Origin of the sequence: Aquipseudomonas alcaligenes, from assembly GCF_003205495.1 — a bacterium.
GTDB classification, from domain to species: Bacteria; Pseudomonadota; Gammaproteobacteria; order Pseudomonadales; family Pseudomonadaceae; genus Aquipseudomonas; species Aquipseudomonas alcaligenes_B.
The window spans coordinates 292601-311452 of sequence record NZ_QJRX01000001.1 but is presented as its reverse complement, the minus strand read 5'-3'; the positions used below and the strand labels follow the sequence as shown (position 1 = coordinate 311452).

Here is an 18852-nt window from a genome sequence, read left to right as displayed (position 1 = left end):
CGCCACCATGACCGATGAAGCCCAGCGCTGGAAAGCCAAGTACCTGCAGAGCCTGGAGCAGCAGGAGCTGCAGGAGCTGCGCTGGAACGAGCGCCTCGACCTGCTGCGCCGCGGCCTGGTGCGCAGCTCCCTGGCGGCCGAAGGCAGCGACAAGGCGGTGGACCAGTGCATGCAGGAGCTGCGCGAGTTGATCCGTGGCGAGCAGATGGACGCCGGCCTGTCCGCGCTGATCCCGCGCCTGGAGAAGGCCGTGCTGGACTCCGAGCAGCGCCGCCAGCAGCGCGTCGAGCAGAACATCGCCGGCCTCAACGGGCTGACCCAACAGCTGCTGGCCCTGGAGCCGCCGCGCGAGGTGCGCAAGGCGCTCAAGCAGTTCGCCAAGCGGATCGACGAGCGCGCCAGCCAGCCGCGCGAGCTGCCGGCCCTGCTGGCGGAGCTGAGCAGCCTGCAGGAGAAGACTCTGGCCGTGCTGGGCAGCGAGCAGGCGGCGCGCCCCGGCCTGCTGCAGCGTCTGTTCGGCAGTGGCCGCGAAGAGGCGCCGGCTGCTGCCGCCCAGCCGCCCCAGGACCACGCCGCGCCTGATGTGGACGAGGACGAGCGGCTTGCCCCGGCGCCAGTCGCCACGGCTGAGCCGGCGCCCGGGCCCGCCGCGGTCGCTGTCGAAGTCGCCCCGCCCGCGGCAGTCACCACCCGCGTGGCGCCGACCGTCGTGCCGACCAGCCTGGACAGCCTGCCGCTGGATGCGCGCATCCTGATTGGCGAGGGCAACCCCGAATTCTCCCTGCCCGAGCGCCCCGAGCCCGGCTACAGCGCGGTGGCGCCGCACGTGGCGGAGAGCCTGCTGGGGCTGCTCGACGAACTGGAGCTGCCGCCGCATCACCAACCCCAGGGCCAGGCCCTGCGCGAGCGCATGCAGGGCGGGCTGAACTGGTACGAACTGGTGCCGGTGCTGGACGACCTGGCCGTGCTGGTGCTGGCCGTCACCGACAGCGGCCAGCGCGAGTTCGCCGGCTACCTCAAGCAGCTCAACGAGCGCCTGGCCGCCTTCCTCGACACCCTCGGCCAGGCCCATGAGGGCTACAGCGAGTCGGTGGAGAGCGCGCGCAGCTTCAACCGCGAGCTGCGCGAGCAGGTCAGCGACCTGCAGGCCAGCGTGCAGGAGGCGGTTGACCTGGCCAGCCTCAAGCAGGCCCTGGAGCAGCGTCTGGACGGCCTGCTCAGCACGGTGGTCGAGCACCAGCGCCAGCGCGAGGGGCGCGAGGAGGAAGTTGCCCGGCGCCTGCAGGCCCTGGCGCAGAAGGTCAGCGAGATGGAGCAGGAGGCCCAGGGCTTTCGCGAGCATATCGAGGAGCAGCGGCAGAAGGCCCTCACCGATCCGCTCACCGGCCTGGCCAACCGCGCCGGCTGGAGCGAACGCCTGGAGCTGGAGGTGGCGCGCTGGAAGCGCTATGGCGGCGACCTGTTGCTGGCGGTGCTGGACATCGACCACTTCAAGCGGATCAACGACGGCTATGGTCACCTGGCCGGCGACAAGGTGCTGAAGATCATCGCCGGTGAGCTGGCCAGGCGCCTGCGCAAGACCGATTTTCTCGCCCGCTTCGGTGGCGAGGAATTCGTTCTGCTGGTGCCCGGCACTCCACCGGAGGGTGGGCTGCAGCTGCTGGAAACGCTGCGGGGCGCCATCGAGGCCTGCCCTTTCCACTTCCGCGGCGAGCCGGTGACCATCACCCTGTCCGCCGGGTTGACCGCCTTCGCCGCCGGTGAGAGCGCCGAGGTCGCGTTCGAGCGCGCCGACCAGGCGCTATACCGGGCCAAGCGCGAGGGGCGCAACCGCATCGCACGAGCCTAGCGGCTAAGGCCGCCCAGTTGCGCCTGGCGGCCTAGGCCGCGCTGGGCAGGTAGGGCTTCCAGTTGTCCGGGATGCGCTCCAGGCGTGGATAGCCGAGGCTGTCCAGCTGCAGGTGCGGCAGCAGGAAGGGCGTATGTCGCAGGTGCTGTGGCACGCCGCGCAGCTCCGGCAGCCAGAGGCTGACATAGGTGGCGTCCGGATCGTACTGGCGGGCCTGGCGCAGGGCGTTGAACAGGCGCTGCTGGCGCGGGTCGTTGCCCACTCCGGCGAGGTAGGCCCAGTTGCCCCAGTTGCTGGCCGGGTCGTAGTCCAGCAGGTGCTCCTCGAACCAGGCGGCACCATGGCGCCAGTCCTGCTGCAGGTCGTTGACCAGGTAGCTGGCCACCACCTGGCGGCCGCGGTTGGACATGAAGCCGGTGCTTGCCAGCTCGCGCATGCAGGCATCTACCAGCGGCATGCCGGTGCGCCCCTGGCACCAGCTGTCGAAGCGCTCGTCCAGTCGCAGGGGGCCTGCAGGCGAGGCTTTCAGGCCGCCGGCACGGAACAGGGCAGCGCCGTGGCGGACCAGGGTCCAGCGGAAGAAGTCGCGCCAGAGCAGTTCCAGCCACAGCGCCTGGGTTGATTCGTTGCGCCCGTACTGCGACTCGTGGCGGCGCAGCTCGGCTACCACGCGCCGCGCCGAGAGGCTGCCGTTGGCCAGCCAGGCCGAGAGCTTGGACGAGTACTCGCTGCCGATCATGCCGTTGCGCGTCTCCTTGTAGCGGCGCACGCCCTGGCCCAGCCACAGGTAGTCGCGCAGCCGCGCCTGCGCAGCCGGCTCACCGCCGGAGAAGGGGAAAGCGCTGTTGGGTACCACCAGCGGCTCGCCCAGGCCCAGCTGGGACAGGCTGGGCAGGCTGGTGAAGTAGGCGTGGGCGTTGTCCGGCAGGGCCGGCAGGCGCGCCGGTGCCGGGCGCGGTTGGAATACCGGCTGGCGTTGCTCGACCTGCTCGCGGAAGCGGCTGAATACCAGCGGCAGCTCCTGCACCGGGCAAGGCAGCTCCTCGATGCGCAGCAGGTGGTTGGCCGGCAGTTCGCGCAGGCTGGCGGCCCCCAGGCGGGCACGCAGGACGGCGAGCTGGGCACGTTCTTCGGGGGCGATTTCCCCCAGCGTCAGTACCTCGTCGATGTCCAGCTGCTCGGCCAGGCGCGCCACCAGCTGCGCCGGATCGCCCTGCAGCACCAGCAGCCCGGAGCCGCGCTGGCGCAGCTCGCCATCCAGGGCCGCCAGGCTCTCCAGCAGGAAGCGCGCACGGTGCACGCCCAGGCGGCGGTTGCCGTAGGCGCAGGGGCGCAGCAGCGCCGGGTCGAAGACGTACAGCGGCAGCAGCCGGTCGGCGTCCAGGGCGGCCTGCACGGCCGGGTGATCGTCGAGACGCAGATCCTGTTTGAACCACAACAGCACTCGGCGCATGGCAAAGATCCTCGGGGTCAACCTGCACTTAAGAGTATGCCGCCCTGGCTGCAGCGGACGGCCGTTTGTCCTGTCGTCCGTCTCCGGGTGGCGAAACGCGATGCCGGGACGCCAGCGGCGGCGCCGGATAAACTGTAGGCATTCCCCAAGGAGCCTCGCATGGAAATCTTCGGCATCGCCGTCCTGGTGTTTCTGGTCACCGATCCCTTCGGCAACATCGCCATCTACCTCGCCGCTCTGAAGAACGTCGCCCCCGAGCGGCGCATGCGCGTGGCCCTGCGCGAGCTGCTGCTGGCCCTGGCCCTGCTGATGCTGTTCCTCAGCTTCGGCGACAAGATCCTCAGCGGCCTGGGCCTGTCGCGCGAGTCCACCGCCATTGCCGGCGGCATCATCCTCTTCGTCATCGCCATGCGCCTGATCTTCCCGCGTCCCGAGGGCGTGCTGGGCGACCTGCCGGACGGCGAGCCGCTGCTGGTGCCGCTGGCCACCCCGGCGGTGGCCGGACCCTCGGCGCTGGCCGTGCTGATGACCCTGCGCAGCACCCACGACGGCCCGCTGTGGGAGCTGTACCTGGCGGTCGGCCTGGCCTGGCTGGCCACCGCCAGCATCCTGCTGCAGGCCTCCTGGCTGCAGAAGTTCCTCGGCCAGCGCGGCCTCACCGCGGTGGAGCGGCTGACCGGCATGCTGCTGATCATGCTCAGCGTCGACATGCTGCTGGACAACCTGCAGAGCGTCTTCCACATCGCCCCCTGAGGCGGTTCGCGACACGGCTGCAGCGGGGTTACACTGCGCCTCCGATCCGCCGTGTCCCGAACCCATGAGATTCGCCGCCCTTCTCCTTTCCGCCCTGTTGCTCGCCGGCTGCGCCGGCGGCCCGCGCATTGACGACAGCTTCAGCTCCCGCGGGCAGAGCAGCCGGGTGCAGTACATCGTGCTGCACTACACCTCCACCGACCTGCAGCACTCCCTGGCCCTGCTCACCCAGGGCGAGGTCAGCGCCCACTACCTGATCGCCGACGGCTCGGCCAGGGTCTACCGCCTGGTCGACGAGAACCGCCGAGCCTGGCATGCCGGGGAAAGCGAGTGGCAGGGGCGTACCTGGCTGAACGCCAGCACCATCGGCATCGAGCTGGTCAACCAGGGCTATTACGACGGCCCCGCCGGGCGCTACTGGCAACCCTACGGCGAGGCGCAGATCCAGGCGCTGATCGCTCTGCTGCAGGACCTGGTCAAGCGCCATGACCTGCCGATCGACAGCATCATCGGCCACAGCGACATCGCCCCGCAGCGCAAGGTCGACCCGGGCCCGCTGTTCCCCTGGCAGCGCCTGGCCGAGGCCGGGCTGATCCGCTGGCCGCAGGCCGCCGCGGTGGCCCGCGAGCGGGCCCGCTTCGCCGCCGCCCTGCCGGATATCGCCTGGTTCCAGCGCCAGCTCGAGCAGCTCGGCTACCCGACGCCGCAGAGCGGCGAACTGGACCAGGCCACGCGCAACGTGCTGGCGGCATTCCAGATGAAGTACCGCCCGGCGCGCTACGACGGCGAGCCGGATGCCGAGAGCGCGGCCATCCTGCAGGTGCTCAACCAGTCGTCCTGAGTGGGCTATACCTGAGGGACCCCAGTCTGGAGTCCGGCCCATGTCGCCCCGGTTGCCGCGGCTGCGCCGCGCCCTGTTCCGCCCCTGGCCGGCGGCCCTGCTGGTCGGCCTGCTCGCCGCCCTGCTGTTTGGTGCGCTGGGGCTGTGGCTGGCCAACCGCCAGGCCCAGCAGGCCGAGAGCGAACGCCTGCAGGCCCAGGGCCAGCGCTTCCTGCAACGCATCGAGCAGGTCTTCGGCCAGCTCGGCGACGCCCTCGACGAACTGGAGCAGCAGCCCCTGCGCGGCTGCGACCTGGCCATGGTGGAGACCCTGCGGCGGGTGGTGTTCCAGCACCGCTTCGTCTACGAGGCGGCCTTCATCGGTGGCGACCAGCGCTGCTCCTCCTCGCCGCGGCGCAGCTCCCTGGGCCCGGAGCGCCCGCCGGATATCGAAGGACGGCGGCAGCGCTACTGGCTGAACACCTCGACGCAACCCGATGACGACCTGGCCGCCCTGGTGGTGGGGCGCGGCTATTTCCGCCTGTCCACCTCCCGTGGCCACCTCGCCGACATGGTCGAGCTACCCGCCGGCGGCAGCCTGCTGATCGTGGCGCGGGCCAGTGACCGGGCCCTGCCGGTGCTGGGGGCGGCCCAGGACTGGCCACCTGCCGGTGGCTGGCCGGCGGACGAGCCCCTGTTGCTCACGGCCCGCCAGCTGATCTATCGCATGCCCACGCGCAGCCCGGACTTCGATCTGGTGCTGTTCGCCGACCGCAGCGCCCTGCAGCAGCGCCTGCGCCAGGGTCTGCTGGGCTGGCTGCCGGTGGCGGTGCTGCTGGCCCTGCTGGCGGCCGTGCTGACCTTCTACCAGGTGCGCTATCGCCAGTCCCTCGGCGGCTCGCTGCCGGCCGCCCTGCGCCGCCGCGCGCTACGCGTGCGCTACCAGCCGATCTTCGACCTGGCCAGCCGCCGCTGCGTCGGCGCCGAGGCCCTGGTGCGCTGGCGTCGCGCCGACGGCAAGCTGCTCGGCCCCGACCACTTCATCCCAATGGCCGAGAGCAGCGGGCAGATCCGCGAGATCACCGACTACGTGCTGGAGCAGGTGCTGACCCAGCTCGGCGATTTCCTGCGCGCGCACCCGGGCCTGTACGTGTCGATCAACCTGGCCGCCTGCGACGTCGCCGAGCCGCGCATCGGCGAGCTGGCCAGCCGCCTGCTGCTGCAATACCGGGTCGGCGCCGGGCAGATCGCCTTCGAGGTCACCGAGTCCGGCCTGGCCGACATCCAGGCGGCCAAGGGCGTGCTGGCGCAGCTGCGCGAGAACGGCCACCGGGTGCTGATCGACGACTTCGGCACCGGCTATTCCAGCCTGGCCTACCTGCAGGAGCTGCCGGCCGACGTGCTGAAGATCGACAAGTCGTTCGTCGATGCCCTCGGCCACGACGCCGCCAGCAGCGGGGTGGCGCCGCACATCATCCGCATGGCCCACGAGCTGAGCCTGAAGGTGGTGGCCGAGGGCATCGAGCACGAGGCCCAGGCCCTGTTCCTCGCCGAGCAGGGCGCCCACTGCGGCCAGGGCTGGCTGTTCGCCAAGCCGCTGACCGCCCGCCAGTTTCGCCACCTGGTGGAGCGTCAGCGGGGCGCCTGAGTCAACCCGGCGGCAGGCAGCCGATCAGCCGCGAGTCGGCCAGGGCCGCCGTGCGGTGGACGGTGGCGGCGCGGTATTCGGGGTCGGCGAGCATGCCGAGGAAGGCCGCCTTGGACGGATAGCGCACCAGCAGCAGCTCGTCCCACTGTTCGCCCGCGGGGGCGATCAGCGCCACCTGCGCGGCCGCCAGCAGCTCGACCCTGCCGCCCACGCCCTGCACCTTGGCCAGAGCCGTGCGGCTGTAGCGCCGATAGGCCTCGCGTCCGCTGCAGGGGGCGTGCTCACTGTCGGCCGGGTAGTCGGCCGCCTCGCGATAGCGCAGCAGGTTGAGCATCAGGATCGGTGCATCGTCTGGCATCTGCTCGGCAAAGGCGGCCAACTGTTCGCGACTGGGGTTGAGGCTGGGCATGGCAGACTCCTGATCGGTTTGCTGCCCAGCCTCCGCTACCGGCGGGTCGGTCGCAAGCGCCATTCAGGGCGTGGATGGCGCTTCCCCCAGATCCCGCAGCCAGCGGCTGAGCAGGCGCGGCTCGTCGAACACCAGGCCCGCGGGCGTTTCCCGTACGCGCTGGATCATGTTGTCGCCGAACAGCTGCTTGCCCTGCACGAAGTGCTCGCCGGCGACCCGGTTGGGATTCTCCACCCGCTGGCCGAGGCGCTCGGCCAGCCACAGCCCGGCCTCGTGGTGGCTGATCCACTGCTCCTGGCGCAGCGACTCCAGTGCCGCCTGCGGCGCCTCGCGCGCCAGCACCATCACCGGCACCTCGGCGACCTGCGGCAGCAGGTCGTTGTGGCCCCAGCGCCCGCCTTCGCCCAGCAGCTGGCCGTGGTCGCCGGTGATCAGCAGGTAGCGCTCGCCTTGCAGCTGGTCGAAGCGGGCGATGACCTCGGCGAGCACGTCATCCAGGTAACCGATGGCGTTGTCATAGGCGTTGCGCTGGCGTTCCTCGCGCGGCAGCGCCGGGTCGACCGGCCAGCTCGGCAGCGGCTCGTTGTGCTGGTCGTAATTTTCCTCGTAGGGCAGGTGCGCGGTGCGCAGGTTGATCACCGCGAAATTGCGCTCGCCCCAGCGCTGCTCGCCGAGCAGGTCGACCAGGGCGTGGTCGTGGCGCTTGAGGAACAGCAGCGGGTGGTCCTCGCGGGTGATGCTGACGTCCAGGTGGCGGCTGCCCAGGTGGCTGAGCAGCTTGGACTCCTGTGCCGACAGCCAGTGGGTGCGGAAGCCGCTGGCGCGGGCCAGGGCGAACAGGTTGTGCGGCTGCTGGCGCAGCAGCTCGGGCTGGCCGGGTTCGCGGATCAGGTTGAGCAGCATCGGCAGGCTGACCGCCGTGGCCACCCCGGAGGCGATGCCCGGCCTTGCCAGCAGTGCGCCTTCGGCGTGCAGGCGGCTGAGGGTCGGGGTGGTGTCGCGCGTGTGGCCGAACAGGCCGAGGCGGTCGGTACGCAGCGAGTCGGCCACCACCACCCAGACGTGCCGGGCGCCGCTGGCCACCGGGGTGACCCGGTAGGGCACGAACGGCGCCCTGGGCAGCGCCTCGGCCGGGCGGAAGGCCAGGCGCACGCCATAGAAGGCGAAGGCATTGAAGCTGTTGTGCAGGCCGCTGCGGGTCGGCCCGGGGAGGAAGGAGCTGTAGTCGCGGTAGGTGGCGCGCCAGGGCTTGGCCGCCAGCACCAGGACGATGATCAGCAGGGCCCAGCGGCTCTGCGGCAGGCGCAGGCGCCGCGGCAGCCACAGGTGCAGGGCCAGCAGCAGGCCGTAGGGCAGCAGCACCGTGGGCAGCACGTGCCAGTGGTCGGCGAAGCTGGCCCAGCCGGTCTCGCGCACCTCGGCGAAGTCGGCGAACAGGCTGACGATGTCCGGCGCCGCCAGCGGCTCGCCGAAGAACGACACATGGCTGAGCTGGATCAGCTGCATGCCGGCCAGCAGCACCAGCAGGCTCGCCACCAGACGCGGCATGCCGCACAGCCACAGGCCCAGGGCGAACAGCCAGACCACCACCACGAAGCGCGCTTCGAGTTCGGCCTGGTTGGCGCTGGTGAAGAGTTGCTGGATGAAGTCGTCGGCCATCAGCAGGCCGGCGCTCAGGGTGCTCAGCAGGAGCAGGCGCGGCAGGGCGAGGGACCAGGGCAGGCGATGGGAGGACGTATCGGGAGCCAGGGCGGCAAGCGACATGGGGTACTACTCGATAGTGGCGGATCGCCAACAGAGTGCTCCGCCTTGCGCCGGGTTCCCGCCCGGCTTGTTACCGGAGTTTGCCGCGCGGGCCCGCCACCCGCGCGGCGCACCCGTCAGGGCTGGAAGGCGCGGGCGTCGCGGGCCCAGACGTCCAGCGCCGGCTTGAGGGTGTTCAGCGACAGCTGTTCGCTGTCGTTCTCCAGCTCCAGGCCGTGGCCCTTGCGTACCACCCGCACCATCGGCTGGCTGGTGCGCGCGTCCAGCGCCTCCAGCTCGACGTAGATCTCGGTGTTCTTGTCGCGGGTGCCGGCGGCGGTCTTGGCGGCGGCCAGGACCAGGGCGATGGGAATCACCTCGTAGGGCTTGAGGCCTTCGGTGGACACGCTGACCGCGGTGATCGCGCTGCGCAGCACCAGGCTGTCCGCATTGGGCTGGTCGACCACGGTCATGCGGCTCTGCAGCTCGCGGCGCATGGACTGGTGCAGGTAATTGGCGACCTGGTCGAGGGTGGCCTGGCTGACCTGGGCGCTGGGGGTCGGCGCGGGATAGAACACCGGCTTCTCGATGTAAACCGAGCCGTAGTTGCTCGCCTTGTAATCTGCCGAAACCCAGCGCAGCACCGGCGCGCCGCTGGCCGAGGTGGCCGGTTGCAGCTGCGAGTAGTCGCCGAGGAAGCCGGAATACTGCGAGGGCTGGGTGGTCTTGCTGGCGCAGCCGGCCAGCAGCAGGCCGGCGGCGAGGCCGAGGGACAGCATCAGGGTGGATTTCATCCTTGCACTCCTAAGGGATTGATAAACGCTTTAACTCTAGACGCTTATCCCAGGCTGGCAGGTGCGCCTTGCAGTTTGGTGAAGCGCCTGGCGCCGGCTATCATCGCCGCCATCGTTCGGGGGACTGACCATGCTCAACGGCCTGTGGCTGGGATTCTTCGTGGTGGCCGCGCTGGCCGCCACGCTGCGCTGGATCGGCGGCGACGTCACGGTATGGGCGGCCATGGTCGAGAGCCTGTTCGCCATGGCCAAGGTCTCGGTCGAGCTGATGGTGGTGCTGTTCGGCACCCTGACCCTGTGGCTGGGCTTTCTGCGCATCGCCGAGAAGGCCGGGCTGGTCGATCTGCTCGGCCGCGCCCTCGGCCCGCTGTTTGCCCGGCTGATGCCCGAGGTGCCGCGCGGCCACCCGGCGCTGGGGCTGATCACCCTCAACTTCGCCGCCAATGGCTTGGGCCTGGACAACGCCGCCACGCCCATCGGCCTCAAGGCGATGAAGGCGCTGCAGGAGCTCAACCCCAGCGCCACGGTGGCGAGCAACGCGCAGATCCTCTTCCTGGTGCTCAACGCCTCGTCGCTGACCCTGCTGCCGGTGTCGATCTTCATGTACCGCGTGCAGCAGGGCGCCGAGGACCCGACCCTGGTGTTCCTGCCGATCCTGCTGGCCACCAGCGCCTCGACCCTGGCCGGCCTGCTGTCGGTGGCGCTGATGCAGCGCCTGCGCCTGTGGGACCCGGTGGTGCTGGCCTACCTGATTCCCGGCGCCTTGTTGTTGGGCGGCTTCATGGCGCTGCTGGCCGGTCTTAGCGCGGTGGCGCTGAAGGAGCTGTCCGCGCTGCTCGGCAACCTCACCCTGTTCGGCCTGATCTTCCTCTTCGTGCTGGTCGGCTGGTTGCGCAAGGTGCCGGTCTACGAGACCTTCGTCGACGGCGCCAAGGAAGGCTTCGACGTGGCCAAGAACCTGCTGCCGTACCTGGTCGCCATGCTCTGCGCCATCGGCGTGCTGCGCGCCTCAGGCGCCCTCGACTTCGGCCTGGACGGCATCCGTGCGCTGATCGAGTGGGCCGGCTGGGACACCCGTTTCGTCGACGCCCTGCCCACCGCGCTGGTCAAGCCGTTCTCCGGCAGCGCGGCGCGCGCCATGCTGATCGAGACCATGCAGACCCACGGCGTGGACAGTTTCCCGGCGCTGGTGGCGGCGACCATCCAGGGCAGCACCGAGACCACCTTCTACGTGCTGGCCGTGTACTTCGGCGCGGTTGGCATCCAGCGTGCCCGCCATGCGGTGGGCTGCGCCCTGCTGGCCGACCTGGCCGGGGTGCTGGCGGCCATCGGCGTGTGCTACTGGTTCTTCGGCTGAGCGGGACCCACCCGCTCTACTTCAAGCCCAGGCGCACGGCCAGGCGGTGCAGGTTGGCGCGGTCCAGGCCCAGTTCGCGGGCGGCGGCGGCCCAGTTGTCGGCATTGCGCCTGAGCGCCGCCTGGATCAGCTGGCGCTGGTAGGCCTCCAGCGCCGGGCGCAGCGGTTGCGCGGCGCTTTCCGCCACGGCTGGCGCCGGCGCCTGCTGGGCCGGCGCGGCGGTGGCCAGGTCGAGGTCCTGGGCCTCCAGGCTGAGGATGCGCGGGCGCTGCGCCTGGCGCGCCAGGGCCTTGAGCGCGGCGCGGCCGAGCAGGTGCTCCAGCTCGCGCACGTTGCCCGGCCAGGTGTGCGCCAGCAGCGCCGCCTGGGCCTCCGGGCTCAGGCGCAGGCCGCGCAGGTGCAGGCGCGCGCGGTTCTGTTCGAGGAAGTGCCCGGCCAGCAGCAGCACATCGCGGCCGCGCTCGCGCAGCGGCGGCACCAGCAGCGGGTAGACGCTCAGGCGGTGGTAGAGGTCGGCGCGGAAACGCCCGGCGCGCACCTCCTCGGCCAGGTCGCGGTTGCTGGCGGCGAGGATGCGCACGTCCACCCGGTGCTCGCGGTCCGAGCCCAGGCGCTGCAGCTGGCCGCTCTGCAGCACGCGCAGCAGCTTGGCCTGCACCGCCAGCGGCAGCTCGCCGACCTCGTCGAGGAACAGGGTGCCGCCGTCGGCCAGCTCGAACTTGCCGCTGCGCTCGCCGCTGGCGCCGGTGAAGGCGCCGCGCACATGGCCGAACAGCTCGCTCTCCACCAGCTGGTCCGGCAGCGCCGCGCAGTTCAGGCTGATCAGCGGCCGGCCGGCGCGCAGCGAGCGGGCGTGGATGGCCTGCGCCACCAGCTCCTTGCCGACCCCGGTCTCGCCGCCGATCAGCACGGTCAGGTCGCTGCCGGCCACCGTGTCGATCTCCGCCTGCAGGCGCTTGTGCGCGGCGCTCTGGCCGATCAGCTCGGCACGCCCGGCCTGGCCGGCCACCTCGCGGAAGCGTTCGGCCAGCTGCTGCTCGGCCGCTGCGCGCTGGGCCAGGCCGAGCAGGCGCTGGTTGGCCTTGACCGAGGCGGCGGCCAGGCGGGCGAAGGCCTCCAGGTTGTCCAGGTCGCTCTGCGCGAAGCTGCCGGGCTGCAGGCTGTCGAGGGTGATCAGGCCCCAGGGGCGGTCGTCGATGAACAGCGGGCAGCCCAGGCAGTCGTGCACTTCCAGGTGGCCGACGTGCTGCTCGACCAGGCCGTCGTAGGGGTCGGGCAGGCCGCTGTCGGCGGCGAAGCGGGTCGGCTCGCGGCGCGCCAGCAGGGCCTGGAAGCGCGGGTGCTCGGCTACCACGAAGCGCCGGCCGAGGGTGTCCGCGCTGAGGCCGTCGACCGCCAGCGGGATCAGCTGCTCGCCGTCCAGGCGCAGCAGGGCGGTGGCGTCGCTCGGGATCAGCGCGCGCAGGGCGGCCAGCAGGCGCCGGTAACGCTCCTCCTCGGCCAGCTCGCGGCTGAGATCGTCGACCAGCGGCAGCAGCGCCGACAGCAGCGGATGGGTTGTCATCAAGACTCCTGGTTGTTCATAGGACAACTTTCAATTTGCTGTCAAAACAACATGTACAGATATAACTAACTGATTTTATTGAATAAAAAACATGGCACGAATCCTGAGATAAGCAGGAAAAACATCCCTGCGTGCAAAGGAGTCACCCCATGTTGTCACCCGAACAGATCGCCATCGTCAAGGCCACGGTTCCGCTGCTGGAGTCCGGTGGCGAGGCGCTGACTACCCACTTCTACCGCATCATGCTCGGCGAATACCCGCAGGTGCGTCCGCTGTTCAACCAGGCGCACCAGGCCAGCGGTGACCAGCCGCGTGCCCTGGCCAACGGCGTGCTGATGTATGCCAGGCATATCGACCGCCTGCAGGCGCTCGGTCCGCTGGTCGGGCAGATCGTCAACAAGCACGTATCGCTGCAGATCCTCCCCGAGCACTACCCGATCGTCGGCAGCTGCCTGCTGCGGGCGATCCGCGAGGTGCTCGGCGCCGAGGTGGCCACCGATGCGGTGCTCGCCGCCTGGGGCGCCGCCTACGGCCAGCTGGCCGAGCTGCTGATCGGCGCCGAAGAGGAGGTGTACGCCGCCAATGCCCGTGCCCTGGGCGGCTGGCGCGGCGGCCGGCGGTTCCGCGTGGTGCGCCGGCAGGCGGAGAGCGAGGAGATCACCTCCTTCCATCTGCAGCCGAGCGACGGCGGCGCCCTGCTCGACTTCGCCCCCGGCCAGTACATCGGCCTGCGCCTGCTGCTGGACGGCGAGGAGCTGCGCCGCAACTACTCGCTGTCCGCCGCGGCGAACGGCCGCGAGTACCGCATCAGCGTCAAGCGCGAGCCCGGCGGGCGGGTCTCCAACCACCTGCACGACCAGGTGCACGCCGGCGACGAGCTGGAGCTGTTCGCCCCGGCCGGCGACTTCACCCTGGGCCACTCGCGCAAGCCGCTGGTGCTGATCAGCGCCGGGGTCGGCATCACCCCGCTGCTGACCATGCTGGAGGCGGCGCTGCCTGGCGGCCGGCCGATCCGCTTCATCCACTGCGCGCGGCATGCCGGGGTGCAGGCCTTCGCCGCGCACATCGACGCCCTGGCCGCGGCCCATCCGCAGCTGCAGCGTTTCTACTGCCTGGAGGAAGCGCGCGCGGGCGACGGCGCCGATGCCCACGGCCGCCTGAGCCGCAAGCTGCTGCAGCGCTGGCTGCCGGCCGAGCGCGACCTCGACGTCTACTTCCTCGGGCCCAAGCCGTTTATGGCCGCGCTCAAGCGCAACCTGCGCGAGCTGGGGGTGCCCGAGGCGCAGACACGCTACGAGTTCTTCGGCCCGGCGGCCGCCCTGGAGGACTGAGGCCGCTCGGCACTGCTGGCAAAACGCGACTATGTTTCTGGTAGGTATTGGCCGGAACCGGGTGACCTACCATGAACAACTGGACTATTCGGACAAGGCTGTTCGTCCTCATCGTCCTGATGCTGGCGGGCAGCCTGGTGATCGGCGCCGCCGGCCTCAGCGGCCTGCGCGGCGTGCTCGACGGCCTCAACAGCGTCTACCTGGATCGCGTGGTGCCGCTGCGCGATCTCAAGGTGATCGCCGATCTGTATGCGGTGAATATCGTCGACGCCAGCCACAAGGCGCGCGACGGCGGCCTTGCGCCGGCCGAGGCGGCGAACCAGGTGGAGCAGGCGGAAGGCCGCATCCAGCAGGTCTGGCAGGCCTACCTGGCCACCAGCCTGATCGACGACGAGAAGCGCCTGATCGCCCAGATCGAACCGCTGATGCAGACCGCCCGCGAACCGCTGCAGCGGCTCAAGGCGATATTGCGTGGCGGCGACCGGCAGGCCCTGGCGAGCTTCACCGCCGGCGAGCTGTACCCGGTCATCGACCCGCTGTCGGCGAAGTTCTCCGAGCTGATCGAGGTCCAGCTGCACGAGTCCGAGCGCCAGTACCAGGCCGGTCTGGCCCTGTACCAGCGCAACTTCGCCCTAGTCTCCGGGCTGCTGGCGGTGCTGCTGCTCGGCGGCGGCCTGCAGGCCTGGCTGATGAGCCGCGGCATCAACCTGCGCCTGTCCGAACTGCGCGAGGTGGTGGCGCGCAACGCCGCCGGCGACCTCAGCCAGCCGGTGCAGTGCAGCGGCCGCGACGAGATCAGCGAAGTGCAGGCCTCCTTCAAGCAGATGCAGGAGAACCTGCGCGACACCCTGCAGGGCATCCAGGGCGCCGCCACCCAGCTGGCTTCGGCGGCCGAGGAGCTGCATGCGGTGACCGACGATGCGGCGCGCGGCATCACCCGGCAGAACGACGAGATCGAGATGGCCGCCACCGCGGTGACCGAGATGTCGGCGGCGGTCGACGAAGTGGCGCGCAACGCCAACCACACCTCGGACTCCTCGCGCGAGGCGGAACAGACCGCCGAGGCCGGGCGTCAGCAGGTCAGCACCACGCGCGGCACCATCGAGCAGCTCAGCCAGCGCCTGCAGATCACCTCGACCACCATCGCCCGCCTGGCCGAGGAGGCCATCGCCATTGGCCGGGTGCTGGAGGTGATTCGCACCATCGCCGAGCAGACCAACCTGCTGGCACTCAACGCCGCCATCGAGGCGGCGCGCGCCGGCGACCAGGGCCGTGGCTTCGCCGTGGTGGCCGACGAGGTGCGCGCCCTGGCGCAGCGCACGCAGAGCTCGACCCAGGAGATCGAGCGGATGATCAGCGCGATCCAGAGCGCCAGCCGCGAGTCGGTCGAGGCCATGGGCCAGAGCAGCGAGTACGCCAGCCGCAGCAGCGCGCTGGCCAGCGAGGCGGACAGTGCCCTGCAGCTGATCGCCCAGCGGGTCAGCCAGATCAACGAGATGAACCTGGTGATCGCCAGCGCCGCCGAGGAGCAGGCGCAGGTGGCCCGCGAAGTGGACCGCAACCTGGTGGCCATCCGCGACATCGCCGCGCAGAACGCCACTGGTGCGCACGAGACTTCGGTGGCCAGCGATCAGCTGGCGCGCCTGGCCACCGACCTCAACGGCATGGTGCAGCGCTTCCGCCTGTAGTCAGGGCTTGGCGGGCTTCTCGGCCTCCGGCGCGCGCTCGGCGAGCAGGCCCTTGCCCCAGTCGACGAAGGGGTCGTCGTAGTCGTGGGCCTCGAGCAGCGCCAGCTTGGGCGCGATGAAGTCCTCGAAGGCCGTGGCCGAAGCGAAGTGGTGGCGGCCGCTGAACACCGTGAAGAACATCTTCTCGCCGATGCTGACGGCGAACATGTTGCCGACCGGCTCGCCTGCGCTGCGCAGCAGTATCAGCTCGGCATGGCTGCCGAGCTCACGGCTCAGCGCCAGCGTCTCCTGGGTCACATCCCCGTCGGCGTTGCTGATGCCGATACCCGCACCCTGGATGGCGGCGAAGCTGCTCACGACCGCATCGGTCGCATTGGGCATCAGCGACACCCCGCTGTGCAGAAAGAATCCCGGTGTCTGCCGGTAGTCGTAGCTGATGTCGATGCGCCTGGTCAGGTAGTTGGTTTCACGGCGCAGGCGTGCCTGGCCGGGAGCTTCCGGCTCGCCGAAGTCGGCGGCGGTCAGCAGCAGCGCGCGCTCCCGGGCATCCGGCTGCGTGCGGCTGTCGCAGCCCGCCAGCAGCAGGGCGGCGAGCAGGCAGGTGAGGGCTCTGAGCATGATGCGTTCCTTGCGAGTTGCCAGGTCGGCAGCTTGCCCGACGGCGCGCCCGCCGGCTAGTCGACGACCGTGAAGCGCAGCACGCCGATCTGCTGGCCGGCCTCGGTGACCACCTGCACCTGCCAGGCGCCGGCGGCCTGCGCCGGGAAGTTGCGCTTGTGGCTCCAGGCGCGGTAGCCGGCCTGGCGCCCGCCGTGGATGTCCAGGGCGATGCGGTCGACCTCGCGGCCCTGGTGGCGCCACACGTGGTAGATGCGCTCGCCCAGCCCGCGCGGCGCGCTGATCGCGGTGAAGGCATAGAGCCCGGCGTCGCGCAGCTGGGCGCTGGCGACCCGCTCCAGGCTCTGCCCGGGGTTGCGCGCCTGCAGCTGCGCGGTGACCGCCACCTGGCTCAGCCACAGGGTCGCCGGCGGCACCCAGGGCCGTGCCAGCCAGGCGCCCAGGCCCAGCGCCAGGAGCAGGCCGGCGAGCAGCGGCCAGCGCCACCAGCGCTGGATGCGCAGGCTGCTGCCGAGGCTGGGCAGGGCCACCACCAGGGCCACGCCGAGGGCCAGGCGGTAGCTCTCGGCGGTGGTCAGGTGGACGATCAGCGGCAGCGCCACCAGCAGCACGGCGAACAGCGCCAGGGTGTGGAAGCTCAGGTACAGCCAGCGCCGCGCGGCCAGCCACCGGTAGTAGAGCGGGTCGGTGATGGCCAGCAGGGCGGCGGCGCCGAGCAGGCCGGTGAACAGCGCCTGGCCGCTGTTCCAGGCGGTGGTGACGAAGAAGAACGGCAGGGCGAAGAACAGGCTTTCCTGGTGGATCAGCTGGGTCAGGTAGCGCAGCAGCAGCGGCGGCACCTCGATGCCCAGCCAGCGTGCCGCGCCGCGCGTCAGCAGGCCCTCGAGCAGCAGCCAGGCCCAGCTCAGCAGCATCAGCACGGCGATCACCTTGCCCACGCCTTCCTGGCGGTCGACCAGCAGGAAGCTGGCCACGCCGGAGCAGAAGCCGAAGGCGGCGATCAGCCCGGGGTAGCGCTGCAACAGGGCGAGCAGGCGCAGCAGGTGCGGTTTCCAGTGCGGCATCGAGGCTGGAGCGGGGTCGTTGCGGGGCGCGCATCATCGCATGGCGCCCGGGCGGACGTCAGTGCCGGGTCGGCTGTTCCGCCGGCAGGGGCTCCGCGGAGCCTTGCGGGGCCTGCGCGGGGGCGCCTTCGTGGGCCTCCAGCTGGGCGTAGGCGCTGCTGCAGAACAGCGAGTTGAGGCGCTTCATGTCGGCGATCAGCTCCAGGTGCAGGGCGCTGGTCTCGATGCTCTGCACCACCTGCTGGGCCAGGCGATCGACATGGGCGTGGGCCAGGCGGCGTTCCTCCTGGCGGAAGCGCTGCTTTTCCTCCAGCAGGCGGCGGGCGTTGTCGCGGTTGCCGTTGAGGAACACGTTGAGGCCCAGGCGCAGGTTGGCGGCCAGCAGGCCGTGCAGGGTGGTCAGCTCGGCCAGGCCCTCGGCGGAAAAGTGGTGGCGGGTGCGCTTGTGGCTGTCCAGCTTGCCGGCCATCTGCTCGATCAGGTCGCCGGCGTGCTCCAGATTCACCGCCAGCTCGATGATCTCGGCCCAGCGCCGGCTGTCGTGGACGGCCAGGTAGTCGCGCGGCATCTGCGCCAGATACAGCTTGACCGCGCCGTACAGCGCGTCGACGTCGTCGTCCAGGCGGCGCAGCTGCTGGCCGGCCTCGGCGGAGCCGTCGCGCAGCACCTCCAGCAGGTGGGCCAGCATCTGTTCCACCAGGTCGCCGATGCGCAGGGTCTCGCGCACCGCGTTGGCCAGCGCCAGGCTCGGCGTGTCCAGGGCGGCGCGGTCGAGGTGGCGCGGCCGGGCCACCCCGTCGTCGCGCGCGCGCTCCGGCAGCAGCAGGCTGCACAGCCTGGCCATCGGCCCCACCGTGGGCAACAGCAGCAGGCAGCGCAGGCTGTTGTAGGCCAGGTGGAAGGCGATCACCAGGGTCGCCGCCGACCATTCCAGGCGCCCCATCCAGTCCACCAGCGGCTGCACCAGGGGCAGCACCAGGAGCAGGCCGAGCAGCTTGTACAGCAGGCTGCCGAGGGCCACCCGACGGCCGGCGGCGGACTGCATGCTGCTGCTCAGCAGGGCCAGCACGCCGCTGCCGATATTGGCGCCGATGACCAGGCCGATGGCCACCGGCAGGCCGATCACGCCGCTGCCGGCCAGGGTCGCGGTGAGCAGCACGGCGGCCAGGCTGGAGTAGGTGAGGATGGCGAACAGCGCGCCGACTAGGGCATCGAGCAGCAGGTCGCCGGTCAGCGAGGCGAACAGCGCCTCGAAGCCGTGCGACTCGGCGATCGGCCGCGCGGCCTCGACGATCAGCTGCAGGGCCAGCAGGAGCAGGCCGAGGCCGATCGCCACGCGGCCGATCTGCCCGGCGCGGCGCTGCTTGCGCGAGAGGAACAGGACCACCCCGGCGAGAATCAGCAGCGGCGACAGCCAGGCCAGGTCGAGGGTCAGCACCCGTGCCATCAGCGCCGTGCCGACGTCGGCGCCGAGCATGATGGCCAGCGCCGGCGGCAGCGCCATCAGGCCCTGGGCGACGAAGGAGGTGACCAGCAGGGCGGTGGCGTTGCTGCTCTGCACCAGGGCGGTGACGCCGATGCCGGCGGCGAACGCCTGCGGCCGCTTGGCCACGCTGTGGCTGAGGATGCGCCGCAGCTGCGAGCCGTACACGCGCAGGATGCCGGTACGCACGATGTGGGTGCCCCACACCAGCAGGGCGATGGCAGACAGCAGGTTGAGCAGGGTCAGCATGGCGCAGCCTCGTCGGGCACGCTCGTTGT

The 18852-nt window shown here is 70.8% G+C and carries 15 protein-coding genes; 7 read left to right on the top strand and 8 right to left on the bottom strand.

Annotated features, from left to right (window positions below):
• The first annotated feature begins 7 nt into the window (after positions 1-7).
• Positions 8-1849: a GGDEF domain-containing protein gene (locus DMO17_RS01385; protein ID WP_110680521.1), complete on the top strand. Its 1842-nt coding sequence runs from the start codon at positions 8-10 to the stop codon at positions 1847-1849.
• 31 nt (positions 1850-1880) lie between these two features.
• Here the strand turns inward: DMO17_RS01385 and DMO17_RS01380 are convergent, their stop codons facing one another.
• Positions 1881-3302, bottom strand: coding sequence for a DASH family cryptochrome (locus DMO17_RS01380; RefSeq protein ID WP_110680520.1), 1422 nt, complete (start codon positions 3300-3302; stop codon positions 1881-1883).
• Between the two features lie 159 nt (positions 3303-3461).
• Between DMO17_RS01380 and DMO17_RS01375 the strand changes: the two genes are divergently transcribed.
• The 3 genes from DMO17_RS01375 (at position 3462) to DMO17_RS01365 (ending at position 6523) form a co-directional block, all read left to right on the top strand.
• A complete protein-coding gene (locus DMO17_RS01375) occupies positions 3462-4055 on the top strand; it encodes a MarC family protein (RefSeq protein WP_110680519.1) in 594 nt (197 codons plus the stop codon).
• A 64-nt stretch (positions 4056-4119) separates the two neighbouring features.
• Positions 4120-4896 carry an N-acetylmuramoyl-L-alanine amidase gene (locus DMO17_RS01370; protein ID WP_110680518.1) on the top strand — a complete coding sequence of 259 codons (777 nt, stop codon included), beginning with the start codon at positions 4120-4122 and terminating at the stop codon, positions 4894-4896.
• A gap of 40 nt (positions 4897-4936) precedes the next feature.
• On the top strand, positions 4937-6523 hold the full coding sequence (locus DMO17_RS01365) for an EAL domain-containing protein (RefSeq protein ID WP_110680517.1): 1587 nt from the start codon (positions 4937-4939) through the stop codon (positions 6521-6523).
• Position 6524: 1 nt separating this feature from the next.
• Here the strand turns inward: DMO17_RS01365 and DMO17_RS01360 are convergent, their stop codons facing one another.
• The 3 genes from DMO17_RS01360 to DMO17_RS01350 form a co-directional block, all read right to left on the bottom strand.
• Positions 6525-6932 (bottom strand): DUF1330 domain-containing protein, encoded by a 408-nt coding sequence (locus DMO17_RS01360; RefSeq protein ID WP_110680516.1) that lies wholly within the window; start codon positions 6930-6932, stop codon positions 6525-6527.
• Between the two features lie 63 nt (positions 6933-6995).
• The gene (locus tag DMO17_RS01355) at positions 6996-8696 is read right to left on the bottom strand and encodes a sulfatase-like hydrolase/transferase (RefSeq protein WP_110680515.1); all 1701 of its coding nucleotides are present in this window, start codon (positions 8694-8696) and stop codon (positions 6996-6998) included.
• Positions 8697-8812: 116 nt separating this feature from the next.
• The gene (locus DMO17_RS01350; RefSeq protein ID WP_110680514.1) at positions 8813-9469 is read right to left on the bottom strand and encodes a DUF3313 domain-containing protein; all 657 of its coding nucleotides are present in this window, start codon (positions 9467-9469) and stop codon (positions 8813-8815) included.
• Positions 9470-9599: 130 nt separating this feature from the next.
• Between DMO17_RS01350 and DMO17_RS01345 the strand changes: the two genes are divergently transcribed.
• A complete protein-coding gene (locus DMO17_RS01345; protein ID WP_110680513.1) occupies positions 9600-10826 on the top strand; it encodes a nucleoside recognition domain-containing protein in 1227 nt (408 codons plus the stop codon).
• Between the two features lie 16 nt (positions 10827-10842).
• On the opposite strand, the gene norR is transcribed toward DMO17_RS01345, so the two are convergent.
• Positions 10843-12390, bottom strand: coding sequence for a nitric oxide reductase transcriptional regulator NorR (norR, locus tag DMO17_RS01340; protein ID WP_110680512.1), 1548 nt, complete (start codon positions 12388-12390; stop codon positions 10843-10845).
• 149 nt (positions 12391-12539) lie between these two features.
• Between norR and hmpA the strand changes: the two genes are divergently transcribed.
• Together hmpA and DMO17_RS01330 are read left to right on the top strand one after the other, a co-directional pair.
• Positions 12540-13721, top strand: a complete 1182-nt coding sequence (hmpA, locus tag DMO17_RS01335; RefSeq protein ID WP_110680511.1) for an NO-inducible flavohemoprotein — start codon at positions 12540-12542, stop codon at positions 13719-13721.
• Positions 13722-13792: 71 nt separating this feature from the next.
• On the top strand, positions 13793-15409 hold the full coding sequence (locus DMO17_RS01330) for a methyl-accepting chemotaxis protein (RefSeq protein WP_110680510.1): 1617 nt from the start codon (positions 13793-13795) through the stop codon (positions 15407-15409).
• On the opposite strand, the gene DMO17_RS01325 is transcribed toward DMO17_RS01330, so the two are convergent.
• Genes DMO17_RS01325 through DMO17_RS01315 form a run of 3 tightly spaced genes read right to left on the bottom strand, consistent with a single transcriptional unit; the run spans position 15410 to position 18823 of the window.
• On the bottom strand, positions 15410-16027 hold the full coding sequence (locus DMO17_RS01325) for a hypothetical protein (RefSeq protein ID WP_110680509.1): 618 nt from the start codon (positions 16025-16027) through the stop codon (positions 15410-15412).
• A 56-nt stretch (positions 16028-16083) separates the two neighbouring features.
• Entirely contained in the window at positions 16084-17091 is a 1008-nt protein-coding gene (locus DMO17_RS01320; RefSeq protein ID WP_110680508.1) for a DUF5924 family protein, read from the bottom strand.
• Between the two features lie 58 nt (positions 17092-17149).
• Positions 17150-18823, bottom strand: a complete 1674-nt coding sequence (locus DMO17_RS01315; protein WP_110680507.1) for a Na/Pi cotransporter family protein — start codon at positions 18821-18823, stop codon at positions 17150-17152.
• Positions 18824-18852 lie beyond the last annotated feature (29 nt).

Coding starts and splice junctions, on each gene's coding strand:
- DMO17_RS01380 (WP_110680520.1), bottom strand. CDS start 3,302: ATGCGCCGAGTGCTGTTGTGGTTCAAACAGGATCTGCGTCTCGACGAT.
- DMO17_RS01330 (WP_110680510.1), top strand. CDS start 13,793: ATGAACAACTGGACTATTCGGACAAGGCTGTTCGTCCTCATCGTCCTG.
- DMO17_RS01360 (WP_110680516.1), bottom strand. CDS start 6,932: ATGCCCAGCCTCAACCCCAGTCGCGAACAGTTGGCCGCCTTTGCCGAG.
- DMO17_RS01365 (WP_110680517.1), top strand. CDS start 4,937: ATGTCGCCCCGGTTGCCGCGGCTGCGCCGCGCCCTGTTCCGCCCCTGG.
- norR (WP_110680512.1), bottom strand. CDS start 12,390: ATGACAACCCATCCGCTGCTGTCGGCGCTGCTGCCGCTGGTCGACGAT.
- DMO17_RS01375 (WP_110680519.1), top strand. CDS start 3,462: ATGGAAATCTTCGGCATCGCCGTCCTGGTGTTTCTGGTCACCGATCCC.
- DMO17_RS01325 (WP_110680509.1), bottom strand. CDS start 16,027: ATGCTCAGAGCCCTCACCTGCCTGCTCGCCGCCCTGCTGCTGGCGGGC.
- hmpA (WP_110680511.1), top strand. CDS start 12,540: ATGTTGTCACCCGAACAGATCGCCATCGTCAAGGCCACGGTTCCGCTG.
- DMO17_RS01350 (WP_110680514.1), bottom strand. CDS start 9,469: ATGAAATCCACCCTGATGCTGTCCCTCGGCCTCGCCGCCGGCCTGCTG.
- DMO17_RS01385 (WP_110680521.1), top strand. CDS start 8: ATGACCGATGAAGCCCAGCGCTGGAAAGCCAAGTACCTGCAGAGCCTG.
- DMO17_RS01345 (WP_110680513.1), top strand. CDS start 9,600: ATGCTCAACGGCCTGTGGCTGGGATTCTTCGTGGTGGCCGCGCTGGCC.
- DMO17_RS01315 (WP_110680507.1), bottom strand. CDS start 18,823: ATGCTGACCCTGCTCAACCTGCTGTCTGCCATCGCCCTGCTGGTGTGG.
- DMO17_RS01320 (WP_110680508.1), bottom strand. CDS start 17,091: ATGCCGCACTGGAAACCGCACCTGCTGCGCCTGCTCGCCCTGTTGCAG.
- DMO17_RS01370 (WP_110680518.1), top strand. CDS start 4,120: ATGAGATTCGCCGCCCTTCTCCTTTCCGCCCTGTTGCTCGCCGGCTGC.
- DMO17_RS01355 (WP_110680515.1), bottom strand. CDS start 8,696: ATGTCGCTTGCCGCCCTGGCTCCCGATACGTCCTCCCATCGCCTGCCC.